Consider the following 2627-nt stretch of genomic DNA (forward strand, 5'->3'; position numbering starts at 1 on the left):
CGAGATCTCTCATGGTGGCAGTAACGTGTTCTGTAATATCGAGGATTACCTCTTCCATCCGGAACTCCGGGTCGTCCTTGAAAAGGTCAAGTTTTGCTTTGAACCAATCCTGGCTGTTTATGGCTGTCTCCTTTACTTCAGAAATGAAGTATGCTATACAACAATAACATACCCGCCGCGCCTCTTCCCCCGCATCTTTGGTCCTTCACCTTGTCCGGGGAAAGCGAAATCCGGTGGGTCTTTTATTATGGTTCCCTACATGCCCACCGCACGAGTACCGGATCCCATGCAGTATACTTCCATGAAGAGCTCCGGTGCATGTTCCCGGAAGAGATCGAGGATCTGCTCCCTCGTCTTCTGGTTACCGCCATGTCTTGTGTCCAGTCTCTCAATAGCCGTGAGGCCTCGGTTGTCGCGTGCCGTTAGATCAACCCCCCGGTCGATGAGAAAACGCACTGTGGCGACATGGTGCAGTTCACAGGCTTTGTGGATAGAATAATATCGCTCGGATTCCCATGCCACCGGGTTCTCCTGACCATATTGGAAAAGAAAGTCCGCTATTCCGCCATCGTCTCCGTCCTTCTCATGTTGATTGATGCACGACACGTCAAAGGCGGTGAGATCGCCGTGATCCCTGTTACTGGGATCCGCACCCGCTTCGAGGAGCAATAGCTTGACCATTTTGAGATTGCGCGACCATGCTGCAGCATGCAAAGGTGTTTCATCACATGCATTCCTCGCGTTCACATCGGCGCCGTGGTCGAGGAGAAGGCGGACAAGGTCGATATTGCCGCATTTGACCGCCTCATGGATCGGCGTCTCCTCTGAAAACTCTTCGCCGTTGGCATCCGCGCCGTGCTCCAGGAGGAGCCGGACGGTCTCAATATCATTATTTCTTGCGGCAGAGAGCAATGTCTGTTTTCGCGGATTTCGTTTCATCACATTGGCCCTCCTATTCCTATTCGCCCTGGATTCCCTCATGGCTGTGGTCTCCGGCACCACACCTCCATCACCTGCTCCGGGGCGTACTGGCGGAAGAGATCGAGGAGCTGCTCACGGACCGGGTTGGAATCAGGAAGGGCTATCGCTTGTTCAAGCGGGGTTATGCCGCCACCACCGGCCCGGACATTAGGGTCAGCTCCGGCATCAAGCAGGATTTTGCATGTCAAAGGCAGATAGTTCGTCATTGCCCAATGTAGCGGAAACCGCCCGTCCTTGTCCCTCGCGTTCACATCCGCGCCGTGTTCCAGGAGGAAGCGTACGAGATCACCCGCATCCTTTGCGGTAAAGTTGCCGCTTGCAAGATGGAGAGGCGTCACACTATTTCTGTCCCGGGCGTTCACATCGGCGCCTTTCTCGATCAAAAGCGTGGCGAGCCCCCTTCTGTCTTCCTTCACCTGTTCCTGTACGCCGGTGTTTGTGCAGAGATGGTGCAAAGGGGTCGACATCTGCGGGTTTCGCGCCTCCACGTCCGCGCCGTGGTCGATGAGGATACGGGCAACATGAAGATTACCGGCATGGCAGACCCAATGAAGCGCGGTGGTGCCTTCAAGTGAGGTCGAGTTCACGTCCGCTCCCAGCTCCAGGAGGAGCCGGACGATGTGAGGGCGGTTACGTACGCAGGCCTCGCGCAATGGGAACCTTGAACGCTCCCCCAGGTTCACATCCGCTCCCGCCGCCACCAGCGACCTGATACTTGCTTCATCCCCATCCTTCACGGCATACATGAAGGCCGGGAAAAGATGCACCGCCATCCTCTCCTGGTATTCAGTTCCCTTCTTCTTCATTATGCTCCCGGGCCCGGTGAGCAGTACGCCTCCATCACCACCTCCGGGGCGTACTGTCGGAAGAGATCGAGGATCTCTTCACGCATGGGGTTAGTTGCCAGCGTAAATTTTCTCACGTAATCCAATGCGGTCCACTCTCCCTCGTTTCGCGCACACGGATCCGCCCCGGCATCGAGGAGGAGGCGGACTATCTGCGCGTTCTGGAAGAGACAAGCCAGGTGGAGGGGAGTCTGATATCCCGTTCTGTCAGTGTTCTTCACATTCACGTCCGCCCCGGCTTTCAGCAAGAGCCGGACAACTTCCACAAAACGAAACTGGCATGCCCAATGGAGGGGGGTGTAACCGCCTGTGTCACGGTCGTTGACGTCCAAACCAGCTTCTATGAGCCTTTGAACGATCTCCGGGTTACCCTCTTTGGAGGCTGTAATAATGTCTATGCCAATGGGGATGATGCTGTCTTCTGCCATCTTCTAGCCTATCCTCAACCCTGGCGCGCAGTACGCCTCCATCACCTGCTCCGGGGCGTACTGGCGGAAGAGATCGAGGATCTCTTCACGGGAAGGCTGTTCTATCGGCCACCGCAATATCTTATCAAGAGCTGTCTCCTCAAGTGCATCCCTGATATTCACGTCCGCCCCGCGGTCGAGGAGGAGGCGGACGATGGCCGTATACCCCCGGGTACACGCCACATGGAGGGGAGTTTCTTCATCTTGATTTAGCCCGTTAATGTCTGCCCCGGCATCGAGCAACAAACCGACAGCCTCAGGTTTTCTCAAACGAGAGGCACAATGGAGAGGCGTTTCCCCTTGGATCTCATCCCACTGGTTCACATCCTCGCCG

4 protein-coding genes are annotated in these 2627 nt (G+C 56.0%); all 4 read right to left on the bottom strand.

The window, feature by feature from the left end; translation table 11 throughout:
* Nucleotides 1-255 precede the first annotated feature (255 nt).
* Nucleotides 256-981, bottom strand: coding sequence for an ankyrin repeat domain-containing protein (locus tag GXX82_15350; protein NLT24416.1), 726 nt, complete (start codon nucleotides 979-981; stop codon nucleotides 256-258).
* Nucleotides 978-1787, bottom strand: a complete 810-nt coding sequence (locus tag GXX82_15355; protein ID NLT24417.1) for a hypothetical protein — start codon at nucleotides 1785-1787, stop codon at nucleotides 978-980. Before GXX82_15355 ends, GXX82_15350 begins: the two co-directional genes overlap by 4 nt.
* On the bottom strand, nucleotides 1787-2254 hold the full coding sequence (locus GXX82_15360) for an ankyrin repeat domain-containing protein (GenBank protein NLT24418.1): 468 nt from the start codon (nucleotides 2252-2254) through the stop codon (nucleotides 1787-1789). Before GXX82_15360 ends, GXX82_15355 begins: the two co-directional genes overlap by 1 nt.
* Before the next feature lie 3 nt (nucleotides 2255-2257).
* Nucleotides 2258-2627 (bottom strand): ankyrin repeat domain-containing protein (locus GXX82_15365; GenBank protein NLT24419.1); only part of this gene is annotated, 370 nt, incomplete at its 5' end.

Source organism: Syntrophorhabdus sp., from assembly GCA_012719415.1.
GTDB lineage: Bacteria > Desulfobacterota > Syntrophorhabdia > Syntrophorhabdales > Syntrophorhabdaceae > Delta-02.

Excerpts from the sequence above, each read along its gene's own strand:
- GXX82_15350 (NLT24416.1), bottom strand. The coding sequence starts at position 981 with ATGAGGGAATCCAGGGCGAATAGGAATAGGAGGGCCAATGTGATGAAA.
- GXX82_15360 (NLT24418.1), bottom strand. The coding sequence starts at position 2,254 with ATGGCAGAAGACAGCATCATCCCCATTGGCATAGACATTATTACAGCC.
- GXX82_15355 (NLT24417.1), bottom strand. The coding sequence starts at position 1,787 with ATGAAGAAGAAGGGAACTGAATACCAGGAGAGGATGGCGGTGCATCTT.